This window comes from Arthrobacter sp. BGA-UO-ETr-C19, from assembly GCF_059568005.1.
The window spans coordinates 1,053,611-1,070,056 of sequence record NZ_JCAQPC010000024.1; the positions used below are offsets into that span (position 1 = coordinate 1,053,611).

The 16,446-nt window shown below is 67.6% G+C and carries 13 protein-coding genes; 8 read left to right on the forward strand and 5 right to left on the reverse strand.

Translation table 11 applies throughout. From position 1 onward, the window contains the following. Positions 1-204 precede the first annotated feature (204 nt). Positions 205-738: a DUF4395 domain-containing protein gene (locus tag AC57BR_RS23795; protein WP_496365053.1), complete on the forward strand. Its 534-nt coding sequence runs from the start codon at positions 205-207 to the stop codon at positions 736-738. Here AC57BR_RS23795 and AC57BR_RS23800 read toward each other — a convergent pair. Then, a complete protein-coding gene (locus tag AC57BR_RS23800) occupies positions 725-1,837 on the reverse strand; it encodes an ADP-ribosylglycohydrolase family protein (RefSeq protein WP_496365054.1) in 1,113 nt (370 codons plus the stop codon). The genes AC57BR_RS23795 and AC57BR_RS23800 overlap by 14 nt on opposite strands. A gap of 223 nt (positions 1,838-2,060) precedes the next feature. On the opposite strand from AC57BR_RS23800, the gene AC57BR_RS23805 reads away from it, so the two are divergent. The 4 genes from AC57BR_RS23805 (at position 2,061) to AC57BR_RS23820 (ending at position 8,825) form a co-directional block, all read left to right on the forward strand. After that, positions 2,061-2,999 (forward strand): MIP/aquaporin family protein, encoded by a 939-nt coding sequence (locus AC57BR_RS23805; protein ID WP_496365056.1) that lies wholly within the window; start codon positions 2,061-2,063, stop codon positions 2,997-2,999. Between the two features lie 56 nt (positions 3,000-3,055). After that, positions 3,056-4,246 (forward strand): exonuclease SbcCD subunit D, encoded by a 1,191-nt coding sequence (locus AC57BR_RS23810; RefSeq protein ID WP_496365058.1) that lies wholly within the window; start codon positions 3,056-3,058, stop codon positions 4,244-4,246. Then, positions 4,243-7,305, forward strand: coding sequence for an AAA family ATPase (locus tag AC57BR_RS23815; protein ID WP_496365059.1), 3,063 nt, complete (start codon positions 4,243-4,245; stop codon positions 7,303-7,305). The genes AC57BR_RS23810 and AC57BR_RS23815 overlap by 4 nt, the downstream gene beginning before the upstream one ends. Before the next feature lie 125 nt (positions 7,306-7,430). Then, the gene (locus AC57BR_RS23820; RefSeq protein ID WP_496365061.1) at positions 7,431-8,825 is read left to right on the forward strand and encodes an MFS transporter; all 1,395 of its coding nucleotides are present in this window, start codon (positions 7,431-7,433) and stop codon (positions 8,823-8,825) included. Here the strand turns inward: AC57BR_RS23820 and AC57BR_RS23825 are convergent. Then, positions 8,813-9,547, reverse strand: coding sequence for an IclR family transcriptional regulator (locus AC57BR_RS23825; protein ID WP_496365062.1), 735 nt, complete (start codon positions 9,545-9,547; stop codon positions 8,813-8,815). The genes AC57BR_RS23820 and AC57BR_RS23825 overlap by 13 nt on opposite strands. Positions 9,548-9,735: 188 nt before the next feature. Between AC57BR_RS23825 and AC57BR_RS23830 the strand changes: the two genes are divergently transcribed. From AC57BR_RS23830 to AC57BR_RS23840, 3 genes are all read left to right on the forward strand, one after another. Next, entirely contained in the window at positions 9,736-10,263 is a 528-nt protein-coding gene (locus AC57BR_RS23830) for a flavin reductase family protein (RefSeq protein ID WP_496365221.1), read from the forward strand. 49 nt (positions 10,264-10,312) lie between these two features. After that, complete coding sequence (gene hpaB, locus AC57BR_RS23835; protein WP_496365064.1) at positions 10,313-11,767, forward strand: 4-hydroxyphenylacetate 3-monooxygenase, oxygenase component; 1,455 nt, start codon at positions 10,313-10,315, stop codon at positions 11,765-11,767. A 119-nt stretch (positions 11,768-11,886) separates the two neighbouring features. Continuing rightward, on the forward strand, positions 11,887-13,218 hold the full coding sequence (locus AC57BR_RS23840; protein WP_496365066.1) for an MFS transporter: 1,332 nt from the start codon (positions 11,887-11,889) through the stop codon (positions 13,216-13,218). Positions 13,219-13,237: 19 nt separating this feature from the next. Here the strand turns inward: AC57BR_RS23840 and AC57BR_RS23845 are convergent, their stop codons facing one another. The 3 genes from AC57BR_RS23845 to AC57BR_RS23855 form a co-directional block, all read right to left on the reverse strand. After that, complete coding sequence (locus tag AC57BR_RS23845) at positions 13,238-13,891, reverse strand: phosphoribosyltransferase (protein WP_496365067.1); 654 nt, start codon at positions 13,889-13,891, stop codon at positions 13,238-13,240. Between the two features lie 67 nt (positions 13,892-13,958). Beyond that, positions 13,959-14,786, reverse strand: a complete 828-nt coding sequence (locus tag AC57BR_RS23850; RefSeq protein WP_496365069.1) for an alpha/beta fold hydrolase — start codon at positions 14,784-14,786, stop codon at positions 13,959-13,961. A gap of 177 nt (positions 14,787-14,963) precedes the next feature. After that, positions 14,964-16,340: an amino acid permease gene (locus AC57BR_RS23855; protein ID WP_496365071.1), complete on the reverse strand. Its 1,377-nt coding sequence runs from the start codon at positions 16,338-16,340 to the stop codon at positions 14,964-14,966. Positions 16,341-16,446 lie beyond the last annotated feature (106 nt).

Consider the following 16,446-nt stretch of genomic DNA (forward strand, 5'->3'; position numbering starts at 1 on the left):
GCTCGTTACGTCGCTGGGGCACTTGAAGCCGCCGGCAGGACCTGAGGACGCGTCCCGGAAAACCCGGCAGGACCTGAGGACGCGTCGTAGAAAACACGGCAGGACCTGAGGAAGCGTTTTGAAACGCATGGGGTCCGTGGCGGGCCGGTTCACATGGCGCAATAAAGCTTCCCCCGCCGCCGTGCCCTCTCCTAGCCTTGCCGCATGGGCCAAGCAACCAAACCGGGCGTTACAGAGAAGCTGGGTTCACCGGGCAGACTGAGTGCTGCGTTCGCCTTTCCCAACCCGGTCAACGAATACGCAGCCCGCATCACCGCCGGATTAGTGGTCCTGCTGGCCGTCACCACACTGCTCGCCGGATCCGGCTGGGGACTCGCGGCCGTTGCGTTGGGTTTCTGGCTCCGGGTGCTGTTCGGACCGAGGATTTCCCCACTGGCCCTGCTTTCGGTCAGGGTCATCGCCCCGCGGCTGGGGCGGGTCAAGCTGGTGCCCGGCCCGCCCAAGCGTTTCGCCCAAGGCATCGGCGCCGCAATGTCCACGGCCGCCGCCATCCTGCTGGCCGCCGGCCTGGCGCCCGCCGCGTGGCTCTTGCTGGCCGTGCTGATCGTTGCCGCCTCGCTGGAGGCCTTCGCCGGGTTCTGCCTCGGCTGTGCCATCTTTGGCATGCTGCAGCGCCGCGGCCTCATCCCCGAGGATATCTGCGAGGCCTGCAACAACATTCAGCTCAGGCAGATGTGACGGCAACCAGCTGCCCGGCCATGCCACGGATCACCTCGGGGGCCTCGAGCGCTTCCAGCCAGTCCGCGGGCAGGCAAGCCGTGCCGTAATACGTGCCCAGGATGTTGCCCGCGATGGACCCCGTGGAATCGCTGTCGCCGCTGTGGTTGATGGCCACGGCGATGGCGGCCTTGAAATGGGCCACCGGATCGGATGCGCCATCTCTCTCTGAAGAGACGGCAGTGGCCAGCACCGCATAGAGCCCGACGGCGAGAGCCTCCTCCGCCACCCAGCCCTCACCGAGTTCACGGACCAGGTCCTCCGGGCTGAGCACCGTGCCGGGTCCGGTTTGGCCGGCGAGCCGGATTGCGGACTCCAGCCGCTCGCGGAGTTCGGGCGCCGCCTCGTCATCGGCCAGCACATGGGCGAGCGCAGCCTCCGCTGCTTCGGCCAGGCCGCTGCCCTGCACCAGCGAATGGACGAGCAGGCTGAAAACGCCCGCACTCTGCCGGGCCGAGGGATGCCCGTGGGTGAGCGATGCCGCGTCGGCACTCAACTTGTAGACAGACTCCGCCGGGATGTGCGGAACCAGTCCGAAAGGTGCCGAGCGCATGACGGTTCCGCAGCCCTTCGAATCAGGGTTGACCTGGCGGAAGACCGTTCCCATCTCGCCCGTGGCCAGCCCGCTCAGGCACGCATTGCCGGGTGCCCGCCGATGCCGCAGCACTTCCTGTGCGTCAATCCAGCGGGGCTGGGGCCGCGGCGCCGATTCGGGGACCGGAACGCCCTGTGTGTCGAGCCAGCGCAGGTACGCAAGCCACACGCAGGCGTTGGCGTCGGCACCGACACCCGAGTTGGCCCATTCCAGGGCCTCGACGATCCCGTCGACCGTGTACAGCGTCATCTGGGTGTCGTCCGAGAAGTGGGTCCCGCCGTCGAGCGCGGCAAAGTCCCGGAGTCCGGCCGCGCCGAAACGGCGCCGGATCTCCTCTATCGGATCGAACTCGACGGCGTAGCCGAGTGAGTCTCCCAGGGCGCCGCCGAGCAGGCAGCCATGGATACGGGACTCGGGCGACGGCGCTCTGCCGGGAAAAATACTGAGGCCGGGATCATTGCTCATGCAGGCAAATTTACCTGCCCGCCGGCTTTGCCCCGACTCCGTGATTCGGACGCTGCAAAACCGGGGCCCTTGCTGTGACATTCCACTCTGCGTGCCGGGAGTCCGGCCACCGGACGATAAGCTCGGATTCAGCAACCGTCCAGACTTTGCTGCCAGACTGCTGGGGCCTGCTCCCGAAAGCGAGCGGCATTCCCCGCTGACCGAAACAAAGGAATCCCCTCACATGAGCACCCCTGTGCCCGCCCACCCGACCGAAAACCGGAGGCCTACTGCCGGTGACGACGGATTCCGGCCCGGTCTCCTGACCAGGCTCGGAGCGGAGGCGTTCGGCACGCTCTTTCTGGTGGTCGCCGGGCTGGGCGTGCCGCTCTTCACCCTTCCGCAGTCCAATCCGCTGCCTGGCGCCCTTGCCGGGGGCCTCGCCGTGACAGCGGCGATGCTGGCCTTTGCGTACATCTCGGGCGGGCACTTCAACCCGGCCATCACCCTGGGCAACCTGGTGGCGGGCCGGATCGGCATCGCTGCCGCAGCGGCCTACATCGGCGCGCAGCTGGTCGGGGCAGCAGCGGGCGCGCTCGCGCTGTTTGGCATCCTCCGCACGGTGCCCAGCATCCCGGACGCCCGCACGGCGTTTGACACCGTCACCGCCGGATTCGGCGAGCACTCTGTGATCCAGACGTCGATGGCCGGCGTGCTGCTCGCCGAAGTGCTCGGATCAGCCATCCTGGTTGCCGTGTTCCTTGGGATGACGGGCCGCCGCAACAACCACGCGGCTGCCGCCCCCTTCGCCGTCGGGCTTGCATTTGCCGTACTGCTGCAGCTGGGCCAGGCTTTGGGCAACGCGCCCTTCAACCCTGCCCGGGCCACCGCTTCTGCCCTCTTCAGCAGCAGCTGGGCGCTGGGGCAGCTGTGGCTGTTCTGGGTTGCCCCTGTCGTCGGTGCCGGTATTGCAGGCCTTGTTTTCCGGGGGTTCGCCGACGCCCGGAACCTCAGGGCCGTCACCGCGGACGCGGAGCGCACCGACGCCGAGGCGGATCCCGAGTCTGACCTCGCGGACGACTTCGACGACGACTCGGACGAGCAACCCGCGGCCGCACCGGCTGACGCAGGCCGCGACGAGGCGCGCGACTTCTTCGACGGGACGCGCAGCAAGGAGTCCTGACGCGCCGAAGGGCGGGGGTCGGCTATTTTGTCAGTGCCCGCGTCTAGCTTATGAATATGCGGTTATTGCACACTTCCGACTGGCATCTGGGCCGGTCTTTCCACGGCGTCGGCATGCTGGACGCCCAGCGCGCCTTTGTCGACCAGCTGGTTGTCCAGGTCAGGGAGCTCTCCGTCGACGTCGTGCTGATCGCCGGCGACGTCTATGACAGGGCACTGCCCGGCGTCGATGTCGTCAACCTCCTGGACGACGCCCTGGTCCGGCTGACCGGGGCCGGCGCCCAGGTGGTGCTGACCAGCGGAAACCACGACTCCGCCATCCGGCTCGGCTTCGCCTCCCGGCTTCTGGAGAAGGGCGGCGTTCATCTGCGCACCCGCCTCCAGGAGCTGGACGTCCCCGTGATTCTGCCGCTTGGCGGCGCGGGGACTGACCAGCCCGGTGAAGATTGCCCGGTGCTGGCGGTCTATGGCATCCCCTGGCTCGAACCCCGGCTGGTGGCCGAGCAGCTTGGGGTGGACACCGCCAGCCACTTCGGAGTCACGCGCGCCGCCACGGAACGCATCAGGGCCGACGTCGCCGCGCGGGCCGAATCCCGGACCGTCCATTCGGTTGTGCTGGCACACACCTTTGCCAGCGGGGGCATCAGCTCGGACAGCGAACGCGACCTGAGCATCGGGGGAGTGGGGGCCGTGCCGCTGGACCTGTTCGACGGGTTCAGCTACACGGCGCTCGGCCACCTGCACGGCCGGCAGTCCCTGTCCACCGAGGTGCGGTATTCGGGCTCGCCGCTGGCCTACTCCTTCTCGGAAGCGAAGCACCAGAAGGGCGGCTGGCTCGTTGACGTTGACGAGTCCGGCGTCACCGCCGTGGAGGAGATCCACTGGGACGCCCCGCGGAAACTTGCCGTCCTCCGGGGGACGCTGGACGGACTGCTGGAGTCACCCGAGCATGCCTGGGCCGAGCAAGCGTACTGCCAGGTGACCCTGACGGACACCCAGCGGCCGGCCCAGGCCATGGAGCGGCTGCGTGCCAGGTTCCCGGACACGCTCGTCCTCGGTTTCGAGCCGGAGGGGGCACCTGCAGCCTCCGGCGCGAGCTACAGCAGCCGGCTGGCGAAGGCAGAGGATGACCTCGCCATCTGCTGCGGATTCCTGGAACACGTCCGCGGCCGCGAGCCGGACACCGCGGAACAGGCCGCCCTCACCGAAGCTTTGGAAAACGTGCGTCTGCAGGAGGCCCCACTGTGAGGATCCACCGTCTGGAAATCTCCGCGTTCGGGCCGTTTGCCGGAACCGAGGACATCGACTTCGACCGGCTGAGCGCCCACGGGCTGTTTCTGCTCAATGGCCCCACCGGCGCCGGTAAGACCAGCGTGCTGGACGCCATCTGCTATGCCCTCTACGGGTCCGTTCCCGGCGCGCGGCAGGACGGCAAGCGGCTGCGCAGTGACCATGCGGACACGGCTGCCGAACCCCGCGTGACCTGCGAGTTTACAGCCCGGGGCCGGCGTTTTGAGGTTTCCAGGACGCCGGCCTGGGACAAGCCCAGCGCCCGCGGACGGAATGGGTTCACCACGCAGCAGGCCAAGACCCTCCTGCGTGAACGGGTGGCAGGCGCGTGGGTGGAAAAGTCCGGGCGGAACGACGAAGCCGGGGCGGAAATCACCGCGCTCCTTGGCATGGACCGGGAGCAGTTCACCCGCGTCGTGCTGCTCCCCCAGGGGGACTTCGCCGCGTTCCTCCGGTCCAAGGCTTCCGACCGCCTCGAACTGCTGCAGAAGCTCTTCGGAACCGAACGTTTCGAGGCAGTGGAGCGGGAACTTGCGGTGCAGGCCGCCGGGGCCGTGAGGGAACTAGCCGATCTTGAGGGCAGGCTGGGCCTGCTGGTGGAGAGGGCCAGGGCGGAGGCCACGGCTCTCGACGTCGATCCCGATGCAGCACCGGAACCTTCCGGCGGTCCTGGCCTTCTGTCATGGCTGGAGACTGCAGCCTCGGAGCGTGCCGCAGAACTGGTCCGGGATGCAGAATTCTCCGAAGAGCAGCGCCGCGGGTGCACGGAGCGGCTCGAAGCGGAGCTGGCCAGGGAGGGGAGGCGCGTGAAGCTCGCTGCTGCCCTGCGCCGGCGGGCAGAAGCGGAGGCCGCCACCCCCGGACTGACCAGCGCGGGGGCAGCGCTTGACCTGCACCGGAAGGCCGAGGTGCTCGGCGGCCAGCTGAAGGCCCTGACCGCCGCCGAGGCATTGTTTGCCCGGGCCGAGGGGGCCGTGGACCTCGCCTCTGCCCGCGTGCGGGAGGCAGCGGGCCACAGTTCCGAGCTGGCCGGCATGGAACACGGTGCGGTCGTGCAACAAGGCGCCGTCGACGTGGCCGCGGAGCTTTCGCGTCTGCGGGCGCTGGCCGCCGTAATCGGCGAACGGCTTGCGGATGAGGACCGGCTGGAAGGCCTGCAGGCACGGGCGGCCGGGCTTGCGCAGCGGCGGCAGGAACTCATCCGTGCCGGTGATGACCACGCTGTCCGGCTGCTTTCCCTCCGCACCGAGATGGAGGCCCTGCGTGCTGCCCTGCAGCCGCTGGAACAGCTGGCAGGGGAATCCGTGCTGCGCACCAAGGAGGCGGCAGCCGCCGAGGAGCTGGTGGACGTTGTTCGGCGCTATGGAATTGCTGCGGCCGGGTGCGCTGCGGTCACCGAACAGCACCTCAAAGGCAGGGAACATCACCAGGAGTTGCGCCGGCAATGGCTGGATGTCCGTGAGGAACGCCTGTCCAATGCTGCGGCCGAATTGGCTTCGCGCCTGGAACACGGTGCGCCCTGTCCCGTCTGCGGCAGCTTGGAGCACCCCGAGCCGGTTCCCGCAGGGGACTCCGTCCTGGGGCTTGCCGAGAAAGAGGAACGAGCCAAGGAACGCAGCGAGGAGGCCGAGAGGGCGCTGTCTGCATTGGAAGCCGAGCTCTCCGAGGCCAGGCAGCTGGTCGCCGTTCTCGCCGGCCAAGGCGGCGACACCGATCCCGCCGAAGCGGAGGAAGCCGTCCAGGCCGCCCGGGAAGCTGCTGCCGAGGCGGCCGAGGCCGTAGCGGAACTGGCTGCCAGCAGGAGCCGGCAGGAGGAACTGGCTGAGCGTATCGACGCCACGGAACAGGTGCGCGTGGACATGCTGTCACAGTTGGCGCAGACGGAATCCGCCCTTACCGAAATCGAAGGGCAGTCCGCCGCCCTGGAAGTGTCGCTCGAAGCGCTTCGTGCCGGCCACGCCAGACTCGGTCTCCGCAGTGACGCCATCGGCCAGGTTGTCAGCATTCTCGAACAGGCTGACGCCGCCCGGACGCAGCTGGACCAGGCTGCGGACCGCCTGGCTGAGGCACGGAGCGAGCTGGACCGAGCCCTTCCCGAGGCCGGATTTGGATCGGCGGCGGAGGCCCGCCAGGCCCTGCTGCCGGGGCCGGAGGCGGCGAGGCTGGAGTCGGCTATCAAGGCCGGGCGGGACGAGGAAGTACGGCTGGAGGAACTGTTCGCCAGCGAAGAGCTCGTTGTCGCAGCAAAGGAACAGGCAGCCAGGGAACAGGACCGTGGCTCCGCGGTTACCGCAGCGGACCTGGACTTGCTGCGCACCGAAGCCGAACAGGCCGCCCAGGAAGCAAAGGACGTCGAATTGGCGGCGGGCATGGCGCGGCAGGCCGCCAGGGCCCTGGGACGCCTCCGTGCGGAGTATGAGGAACTCGCTGAATGCGGCCGGGAGCCCCGGGAACGCGCTGAAGTCCTGAAAGGCCTCGCCGAAGCAGCCCGCGGTTCGGGTGACAACAGCTACCGCATGAGCCTGAATGCGTACGTCCTCGCGGCACGGCTCGAGCAGGTTGCCATTGCCGCATCCGAAAGGCTCGTCGCCATGAGCGACGGCCGCTACACACTGCAGCACTCGGACGCGAGGGCAGCCCGGAACGCCAAATCCGGGTTGGGCCTGGAAGTCGTGGACGAATGGACCGGCCGCCGCCGCGACACCTCGACGCTCTCCGGCGGGGAATCCTTCATGGCCTCGCTGTCGCTTGCCCTGGGCCTCGCCGACGTGGTGCAGCAGGAGGCCGGCGGTGTTGACATTGAAACGCTGTTCGTCGACGAGGGCTTCGGCAGCCTCGACGAGCAGGCACTGGAACAGGTCATGGATGCACTGGAGGGCCTCCGCGACGGCGGCCGCGTGGTCGGCCTGGTGAGCCACGTGGGGGAGATGAAACAGCGCATCGGCAGCCAGCTTCAGGTGGTGAAGCAGCGCAACGGCTCCACGGTGCACATCGTTGACGCACTCGCAACGGTCTGAATCCGGTAATTTTCCGCCGCCGGAACTTCCGGGCCCGGTATCAGGTGTCCACTATCATGGGACTGTTACCGGGTTCGGCGCATCGGGAGGAGGGACGATGCGCATGACTGAACGAGCCCGCATACATGAGCACTTCAACGGCGCCACAACCACCCGCCGACCCCCGACCCACCGCCCCGTCTGCCAACACCAACGCGTCCACCCCGCAGTTCGGCGGCCGTTTCGCGCGCCTGCCGGCGCTGGCGGGCAGGGGATTCCTGCCCGTGGGCCTGTTCGCCCGCCTGCCCCTCGCGATGCTGACGCTGGGAACCCTCACCCTTGTCACGTCAGTCACCGGCTCCTATGCCGTTGGGGGCGCAGCCGCCGGCGCCGTCGGTATCGGCTCGGCCGTCGGTGCGCCGATCCTCGGCTGGCTGGCCGACCGGCGCGGCCAGCGCCCGGTTCTGCTGATCTCGACCGTCCTGAATGTCGTGGCCGTGCTGGCCGTCATCGCCGCCGCGTATTTGATTCACGGGGTGCATGACGTCGGTGCCGCGTGGGGCGTCATTGCAGCCGCATTGGCGGCGGGTCTCAGCTGCCCCCAGGTCGGCCCGCTGGCCCGTGTCCGGTGGATGGCCCTCACAGCCGAAAGCCGGCGCGCAGGGGACAACACCGATCTGGACGTCGCATTGTCCTATGAGAGCACGGCCGACGAACTGACCTTCGTGCTCGGTCCGGCCCTCGTGGGCGTCCTGGCCAGCCTGGTCGCGCCGTGGCTGCCGCTGGCCCTGGCCGCGGCGCTCACGCTCACGTTCGTTCCGGCCTTCGCCGTCCACCGTACCCAGACGGCTGTTCCTCGGCGGTCTGCAGTCGGCGGCGAGGGCGCCGGCAGTACGGGCAGGGGAAGTGCGGGCAGGGCATGTGCGGGCAAGGGAAATGCTGAAACCCGGGCCGGCAGCCGGCTTGCCAGACTGGCTCCCGTGGCACTTCCGGTTCTGGCCATGGTCTGCATGGGCACGTTTTTCGGCTCCACACAGGCAGCTTTGAGCGCGTTTTCCGCCGGCTTCGCAACATCAGAGGCGGCCGGACTCCTGTACGCCGTCATGGGCATCAGCTCGGCCGCGGCCGCGATCTCGGTGGCGTACTGGCCGGCCGGCTTCCCGGTGACGGCCCGCTGGGTGACAGGGGCGGCAGCCATGGCCGGGTTGTCGGCCCTGCTGTTCCTTCCAACCGACGGCTGGGGCATGGTGCTGGTACTGCTCGCACTGGGCCTGCCGGTGGGGCCGGTCATGGTCACGGTGTTTGCCATCGGCGGGCTCGTGGCACCGGCGGGCCGGCTCGCCACGGTGATGACGGCACTCGCCAGCGGCATCGTCGCGGGTACCGCCCTTGGTTCGTCCATCGGCGGCCAACTGGCACAGGGAGGGGGCCACGAAGCCGCCTTCCTCGTTTCGGCAGCCGCCGCGGCGGCGCTGTTCGCTCTCGGCGCGGCGGCCGCCGTCGTCGTCCGTTCCCGGAAGCGGTCAGCTCAGGCGAGCTGACCTTCGATCCGGGCCGCGCTGGCGGTCAGGGCAGCGGCCACCTCGGCCGGATCCTGCGAGGAGCGGATGTAGACGACGGCGACCGCCGCCGGGCGTCCGCCGGGCACCCGGACCGGTGCGGCAAGCGAGGAAACCCCGGCGATAACCTCGTCGTGGCTTGCCGCGTAACCGCGCTTCCGCGCCTCGGCAGCTTCAGGGCGATAGGGCACCGCGGGAGCCAGTTGGCTCCACTCGTGCTCCGTCAGGGCGGACTGGATGGCGATGCCGGGTGCACCGGAGCTGATGGGATGGCGGGACCCGGGATGCTGGACCACCGTGGCAGCCGAATGCCGGGGTTCCACCGTCACGAGCGTCACGCAGTCCTGGTGGTCCCACACAGCCACGAAGGCAGTCATGTTAAGTGTGTTGGCCAGCTGGGTCAGTTCCGGAAGGGCAGCGGTCTGCAGGTTCCGCGAAACGCCGCGCGCCAGCACCGCGAGGCCGGGGCCCGGCTGGACCCGGCCGGCGTCATCGCGTACCAGCAGGGAATGGTCCTCCAGGGTCCGCAGAATCCGGTAGGCGACGGAGCGGTGGACGCCCATCGCCTCCGAAAGCTCGGCGATGGTCAGCGGGCGGTCGGCTTCGGCAAGGATTTCCAATGCGCGGATGCCCCGGGAGAGGGTCTGCGACGGGGAAGCCTGGGCGGGCGCAACCTGCGCTGCGGCACCGGCGTTGGGAGTCATGCTGTCCATCCTAGGCAGATAAGCGGCGCGGCTAGCCAAAAGGGCTTGTATGGGCCGTGACCTTGGGCTACCGTTCCATATAGGAATTGCCTGTTCAACTATAGAACAGTTCATCTACGGAACAGTTTAGAGCGACTGCGGCACGGTGCGCCAGAGACAGGAATCGCGCACCCGGAGGATCAATGATGATGGCCAATCGGGCAGCGGGTCCCGGTATTCCGGGCAGGACCTCGGTGCCCCGCGCCCACCGCTTCCGCGGCAGTCTGGGTCGATTCGCCACCGGCGTCGCCATCGTCACTTTCGACGGCGTCACCAAGCGGCACGGCATCACCGTCAATTCCTTTACGTCGGTGTCCATGGACCCGCCTCTGGTCCTGGCCAGCATCGCGCGCACGGCCAAAGCCCACGACGAGCTGGCTGGCCGGCCCTTCACCGTCAACATCCTGGGGGCCGAGCAGAGGCAGCTGGCCTTGCACTTTGCGGGGCGTCCGGGTCCGGAGCCCCGATGGGTTGAAGGGGCAACGGCGCCCCGGCTCTCCGGCGTGCTCGCCTATTTCGAGTGCCGGCCCTGGGCAGCCTACGACGGCGGCGACCACACCCTGTATCTCGGTGAGGTGGTGGACTTCGACCACCGCAGCGGTGACGCCCTGGCATTCGCCAACAGCGCCTTCACCACCATCCCGGAGAGCCAGCTGGGAATAGAGGACCTGCTGTAGGCGGCACATTTCACCACTAACGACAGTTCAACGACGACTGGAGGCAGCAATGGGCATCAGGACCGGCCAGCAGTACCTGGACAAACTCAATGCGATGACCCCGCACATCGCGATTGACGGCGAGGTGGTCAGCGAAAAAGTTGCCGAACACCCGGCCTTCCGCAACGTTGCCCGGCAGTACGCGAAGCTGTTCGACATGCAGCACGACCCGCGGTACCAGGGGGTGCTTACTTATGCCTCGCCGACCACAGGGGACCTTGTCAACGCGTCCTTTCTGGTGCCCAAGACCATCGAGGACCTGCAGCACCGGCGCCAGGCGACCTCCACGTGGGCTGAGGCGACCAACGGATTCCTCGGCCGCACGGGTGACTACATGAACTCCGCGCTCACCGCCCTGGGCACAGCCGGGAAGTGGTTCGCCCAGGCGGATCCCCAGTTTGCCGAGAACATCGGCAACTACTACGAGTGGGCGCGCGAAAACGACATGCTGGCAACCCATACGCTGATCCCGCCACAGGTGAACCGGTCGGTATCCGGCTCGGAGCAGCTGGGCGGTCAGCTCACGGCCCACATCGTGGAGGAGCGCGACGACGGCATTGTGGTCCGCGGCGCGCGCATGCTCGCCACGATCGCACCCATCGCCGATGAGCTGCTGGTCTTCCCGTCCACGGTGCTGCGTGGCACGCCGGAGGATGCTCCTTATTCCTTTGCCTTCGCCATTCCCAATGACACGCCGGGGCTCCGGTACCTCTGCAGGACCTCGCTGTATAACGGCGGCAGCATTCACGATGAACCCCTGGCGTCCCGCTATGAGGAAATGGACGCGGTGGCCGTCTTTGACGACGTCTTTGTTCCCAGCGACCGCATCTTCATGCTCGGCAATCCGCAGCTCTGCAACTCGTTCTATGCCGAGACCGGTGCCGGTGCCCTCATGACCCACCAGGTGGTCACCCGGACCATCGCCAAGAGCGAGTTCTTCCTTGGCCTGGCCTCCGAACTCGCCGATTCGATCGGCATCGACGGATTCCAGCACATCCAGGAGGACATCGCCGAACTGATTATCGACGTCGAAATCGGCAAGGCGCTGGTCCGCGCGTCGGAGGCCGATGCCGAACTCAACGAGGCGGGCATGATGCTGCCCAAGTGGACCACCCTCAATGCGGCCCGCAACTGGTATCCGAAGGTGGCACAGCGGTTCCCGCAGATTATCCGGAAGTTCTCCGCGTCGGGACTGATGGCGCTGCCCGGCGAAGCGGACGTGAACAGTGACGCCAGGGCGGACATCGACCTGTACCTGCAGGGGAAGACACTCACAGGGCCGGAGCGGGTCCGGCTGTTCAAGCTTGCGTTCGATGCCTCGATCTCAGGGTTCTCGGGCCGGCAGTCCCTGTATGAGTACTTCTTCTTCGGGGACCCCGTCCGGATGGCCGGGGCGCTGGTCAACACGTACGACCGCGAACCGGCCAGGGCGCGGCTGCGCGAGTTCCTGCACCGGACCGACTGACAGGGTGCGCCTGATCACACTTTCGTAGTATCCTTCACACTAACTGACCGTTCGATCAGTAAATCGGACAGGCCTTCACCACCTCCGGCAGTAGCACTGCCCCCAGCCACGGAGTTTCAATGACCGCAACTTCACCCGTAGATTCAGAGGCAGGACCGAGCAGCAAGCACGAGGAACGCAAAGTCCTCGCCGGCACGCTGGTGGGAACCACTATCGAGTGGTACGACTTCTTTATCTTCGCCCAGCTGACGGCAACGCTGCTGTCCCCACTGTTTTTGGCCCCGCTGAATGACTCCAACCCGGGCCTGGCGCAGATCCTTTCCTTCGCGCTGATCGGCATCAGCTTCCTGTTCCGCCCGCTCGGCGCCATCGTTGCCGGACATCTGGGTGACCGCCTTGGCCGCAAGGCCATGCTGGTGTTCACCCTCATCATGATGGGCGCTGCGACGGCACTGATCGGCATGCTCCCCACTTACGGCCAGATCGGCGCCTGGGCTCCAATCCTGCTCATCCTTCTGCGCGTCCTGCAGGGCTTCTCCGCCGGCGGCGAATGGGGCGGCGCGGCCCTGATGGCCGTGGAACACGCCCCGAAGAGCAAGCGCGGCCTGTTCGGTGCGTACCCGCAAATCGGCGTTCCCGTGGGCATGATCCTGGCCACCGGCTTGCTGTTCTTCCTCACCTCCGGGATGCCGAAGGAGGACTTCGCCGCCTGGGGCTGGCGGGTTCCGTTCCTGCTCTCCATCGTGCTGATCGTGGTGGGCTACGTGATCCGGCGGGCGGTCGGCGAAAGCCCCGTCTTCAAGGAAATGACTGCCCGCCGGGAAGAGAGCAAGGCGCCCCTCGGTGAGCTCATCCGCGGCCACAAGAAGGCGGTCCTGTACTCGACCATGATCTTCATCGGCAACAACGCCGCCGGCTACCTCCTGATTGCCTTCTTCATCTCCTACGCCACCAGGTCGCTGAAGATGCCCACACCGCAGATTCTGCTCGCCACCACGCTGGCCTCCTTCGGCTGGCTGATCTTCACACTCGCCGGCGGCTGGCTCTCTGACCGGATCGGCCGGGTCAAGACCTTCCTGACCGGGTACGCCATCGTGTTTGTCTGGATGATCCCGATGTTCGCCCTCATCGACACAAAGAACATCTGGCTCTACGGCCTGGCCCTGTTCGTCCTCACGGTGGGCCTCGGCCTGTCCTACGGTCCCATGTCCGCCATGTACGCGGAGATGTTCCCTGCCAATGTGCGGTACTCGGGCATCTCGATCGGCTACGCCTTCGGCGCCATCCTGGGCGGCGCTTTTGCCGCCACCATCGCCGAGTCGCTCCTGCAGAGCACCAAATGGACCGGCTCCATCGGCATCTACATCATGATTCTGTGCGTCATCTCAGCCATCGGCGTGATCCTGGCGAAGGAGACGAGGGGCCGGCCGCTCGGGGTCAGCCGGCACTAGATTCTGCCGTCAGCCGGCACTAGATGCGGGCGCCATGCAGCAGGGCGATGGCGTCCTCGTCACTCAGTTGATCAAAGTGCCGGTAAAAGGCTCCCACAGCCCGGAATCTTCCTGGCAGGTGGAGGCACAGGACATTGCAGACCCGGGAGAGTGACTTCTCTGCCTCGATCGAGCCGACGGGCGCGGCGGCCACGACCGCTGCAGCGCCGGCCATCCGCACCGCCTCGACCGCTGCCCGCATGGTGGCCCCCGTCGCCAGGCCGTCGTCCACCAGCAGCGCCGTCTTGCCGTGCACATCGGGGTCCACGGCCGGATAGCTGTCGGCGCGGCGCATCAGTTCGGTCCGCTCCCGGTGCTCCACCTGGTCGAGCCACTCCTGCCGCACGCCGTCGTCAAGCATGCGTTCCACGAGCGGTCTGTTGAGAAGGCGGACGATTCTTCCGCCTGAGTAGGCCAGTGCGCCGAATGCGGTCTCGTCATGGCCCGGGATGCCAAGCTTGCGGACCAGCAGGGCCCCGAAGGGCAGGTGGAGGACCTCGGCCGCGGCGGCGGCCACCGGGATACCGCCCCGGGCCAGGCCCAGCACCAGGGTGTCCGGCCGCTCGCGGAATTGCGGAAGGGCGGCCGCAAGCTGCCGTCCAGCGTCTTCCCGGTCCTCAAAAACCATGGCCATGGGTTCCTCTTCCGGTGTCTCCGCCCCCAAAGTCCAGCCTACGCCCGTGGGCCCCGGCGGGAAGCCCCTAACTGCCGAGGAAGGCGATGGCCGCCTGCTTGAAGGCGCGGCTGGTGATCGCGTTGGTGTGCGTGCGCCCCGGCAGGATGAGCTGCTCGGCCATGGAGCCGGCCTTCAGTGCCAGTTCGGCAAGCTGCGGCATGGATGCGGCGCGCTCATCGTTTTCACCGGCCACCAGCAGCACGGGCATGTGCGGCACGGCCTCGGCCGGGTCGTACGGTTCGCCCTTGATCGCCTCAACAAGGGACAACAGGGCGAAGATGTTGTTGCTCGGCAGCGCCTGCGCCATGCTGAGGAGTCCGGCCGTGGACGCGTCATCAATGGGCGTGCCGTCGGCCAGGTACCGCTGGGCGGCCACGAGGTCGAAGGCCGCCAGCGGGTCGGCCATGTTCGGGCCGCCCAGGACCAGCCGGTGGACCAGCTCCGCCTGAGTGGCGCCGAACTCCCAGGCGAGCCGGGAACCGAGGGAATAGCCGATCACGTCCAGCCCGCTGGCGGGGTCACCGTCGCGCAAGGGCCGGGCGCCGGCGTCGAACGCGATCTGCAGGAGGTCCGCCCTGATCCGGCTGGGGGAGTAGGAGTCCATGTCCTCCGGCGCGCCGCTCCGGCCGTGGCCGGGAAGATCGACGGCGATGACGCGGCGGCCGGCCTCCAGGAGGGCCGGGATCCAGCCGGTGTCCTCCCAGTTCAGCTTGCTGGACGCAGAGAAACCGTGGATGAGGAGAATGGGGCGGAGGCCGGCGTCGTTCCCGGGGTCGTGCACTTCGACGTATAGCTGCGGATCGGTGCCCTCGACCGTGTGGGAGTGCTGTTCGCCCGTGTGTCTGCCGCTCATCGCCTCAGTCCTCGTCAAGTCTCAGTCCTTGTCAGGTACAGGGCTCGCCGGGACTGCTTCGTCGCCGGTCCGCCGTGGATGGGCACCACTCTACCTGCCTGCGGACCGGGGAAATCGACGGCGTCCCAACTGGGTGGCAGCACAGGGGGTTCCCAGCCGTGAGAACCCCCTGTGCTGCTACTTGGTTGGGCGGGATGCCGCGAACCGGGCGCCCGCCCAGCAGGCGGCGGCGATGCAGGCAATGAGCAGCAGCGTGCTGATCAGCTGGACGCGGCTGCTCTCTGCGCTGAAGCCCACGGCAAACACCAGCCCAAGCAGCACGAGGCCGAACACGGTGAGCCCGGGGAAGCCCTTCATTCGCAGGGGCAGGGGGGTGCCGTCGCGGTCCGCCCGGCGGCGCAGGATGAGCTGGGAGACCAGTGCCGAGCCCCAGACCACGAGGCAGGTGGACCCTACCAGCTGGAACAGGGCGGGCAGGATGCGTTCGGGGAACAGCAGTTCCAGGACCGTGGCGATGAAGCCGAATGCTACCGAGACGCCGACGGCGACCATCGGCACGCCTGCGCGGCTGAGCCGGGACAGGAAGCCGGGAGCCTCGCCGCGCTCTGCGAGCGAGAACACCATGCGGGACGCCCCGTAGAGGTTGGCGTTGAGGGCGGACAGCAGGGCGACGACGGCAACCAGGGTGATGGCGGTGCCGGCACCCGGGATGCGGGCGGCGTCCAGGACGCCCGCGAACGGCGAGGCCAGGGCTTCCGAGGTGGCCGGAAGGACGGCAGCGATCACGAAGACAGAGCCGATGTAGAAGACGAGGATCCGCCACACCACCGTGCGGATGGCCTTGGTGACGCTGTGCTCGGGGTCTTCGGTCTCAGCGGCTGCGACGCTCACGATCTCCGTGCCGCCAAACGCGAAGATCACCACGAACAGTGCCGTGGCAACGCCGGCCATACCCGAGGGTGCGAAGTCTCCGGTGATGTTGGCCAGGCCCGGTGATGCCACATCCGGCAGGAGCCCCAGGAGCAGCGCGGCGCCAATGGCGAGGAACAGGACGATGGCCGTCACCTTGAGGATGGCAAACCAGAACTCGAACTCGCCGAAGTTCTTCACACCGGCGAGGTTGATGCCCGTGAACACCACCATGAACACCAGGGAGAGCGCCCACACCGGAACCACCGGCCAGACCGAAAACAGCAGCCCCGCGGCGCCGAGCGCTTCGGCGGCGATGACCACCACCAGCTGCAGCCACCAGAGCCAGCCGACGGTTGCCCCGGCGGTCTTGCCCATGGCACGTTCGGCGTAAACGGAGAAGGCACCGCTGTTGGGGTTCGCTGCCGCCATCTCGCCGAGCGCCCACATGACCAGAATGATGAGCGTGCCGGCCACAAGGTAGGAAACCAGCACTGCGGGGCCTGCCGCCTGGACGCCGGCGCCGGAGCCCAGGAAGAGCCCGGCGCCTATGGCGCTGCCCAGGCCCATCATGGTGAGTTGGCGGGGCTTCATGCTGTGGCGGAGCTGAACTGCGGGTCGCTCTGCCGTGGACTTCATCGTCATGCTGCGTACCTTCTTGGGGTTGGGGGACTGGTCCTTGTGGGACCTTTCGAATTTACACCCAACTTCGGGCGAAACATTTTGCATCCCGGACCTCCGGCCGTAGAAT

Coding starts and splice junctions, on each gene's coding strand:
- hpaB (WP_496365064.1), top strand. CDS start 10,313: ATGGGCATCAGGACCGGCCAGCAGTACCTGGACAAACTCAATGCGATG.
- AC57BR_RS23805 (WP_496365056.1), top strand. CDS start 2,061: ATGAGCACCCCTGTGCCCGCCCACCCGACCGAAAACCGGAGGCCTACT.
- AC57BR_RS23840 (WP_496365066.1), top strand. CDS start 11,887: ATGACCGCAACTTCACCCGTAGATTCAGAGGCAGGACCGAGCAGCAAG.
- AC57BR_RS23855 (WP_496365071.1), bottom strand. CDS start 16,340: ATGACGATGAAGTCCACGGCAGAGCGACCCGCAGTTCAGCTCCGCCAC.
- AC57BR_RS23845 (WP_496365067.1), bottom strand. CDS start 13,891: ATGGCCATGGTTTTTGAGGACCGGGAAGACGCTGGACGGCAGCTTGCG.
- AC57BR_RS23825 (WP_496365062.1), bottom strand. CDS start 9,547: ATGACTCCCAACGCCGGTGCCGCAGCGCAGGTTGCGCCCGCCCAGGCT.
- AC57BR_RS23830 (WP_496365221.1), top strand. CDS start 9,736: ATGGCCAATCGGGCAGCGGGTCCCGGTATTCCGGGCAGGACCTCGGTG.
- AC57BR_RS23820 (WP_496365061.1), top strand. CDS start 7,431: ATGAGCACTTCAACGGCGCCACAACCACCCGCCGACCCCCGACCCACC.
- AC57BR_RS23850 (WP_496365069.1), bottom strand. CDS start 14,786: ATGAGCGGCAGACACACGGGCGAACAGCACTCCCACACGGTCGAGGGC.
- AC57BR_RS23795 (WP_496365053.1), top strand. CDS start 205: ATGGGCCAAGCAACCAAACCGGGCGTTACAGAGAAGCTGGGTTCACCG.
- AC57BR_RS23810 (WP_496365058.1), top strand. CDS start 3,056: ATGCGGTTATTGCACACTTCCGACTGGCATCTGGGCCGGTCTTTCCAC.
- AC57BR_RS23800 (WP_496365054.1), bottom strand. CDS start 1,837: ATGAGCAATGATCCCGGCCTCAGTATTTTTCCCGGCAGAGCGCCGTCG.